This window comes from Herbiconiux moechotypicola (assembly GCF_024979255.1).
Taxonomy (GTDB): Bacteria; Actinomycetota; Actinomycetes; order Actinomycetales; family Microbacteriaceae; genus Herbiconiux; species Herbiconiux moechotypicola.
Genome location: NZ_JANLCN010000052.1, coordinates 1 through 509 on the forward strand (window position 1 = coordinate 1; position 509 = coordinate 509).

The 509-nt window shown below is 50.9% G+C and carries 1 protein-coding gene; it reads left to right on the top strand.

Annotated elements, in window-relative coordinates; genetic code table 11:
• Nucleotides 1–45: 45 nt before the first annotated feature.
• A partial coding sequence (locus tag N1031_RS20435; protein ID WP_375163666.1) for a hypothetical protein occupies nucleotides 46–509 on the top strand: 464 nt, incomplete at its 3' end.

Below are 509 nucleotides of genomic sequence, written 5' to 3' on the forward strand. Positions count from 1 at the left end.
GCCAAGCTGGTTCTACTCTCTCTCCTGAGTCTGGGAGTATTACCCATGGCTGCTTCACTAGTCAAAACTATCGAATATCCAACCATCATGACCTCTACCAACCCTCGCACCAACCACGTCACCCTTCTACGGTGGATGTTCGTCGAAGCAGGCGTGGTGCTCATCACCGCGTCTATACCCTGTCTCCGACCGCTTGTTATCCACTGGATCAAAAAATTCATCAAACGAGCACCCACTTTACACACGAGAATGGACAACCCCGAAGCTACGCAGAGCACGACGCTTAATGTCAGTCAAATGACGCAGGACTGGAAAAAACGATGGATCATGCCGTACATGCAGCAAACTCAGTCCGGGGAGAACTTGGAGCAACATATCCTGGCTAATATCTCCACGCATATCTTTGCCGGGGACCGGGAGTTTCTTGATCGACATGTTCCGGGTATTGTCAAGAAGGTGGAGGTTACTGTGGTGGCGGATGAGATTCCGTTGACGGAGGTTGAGCATAC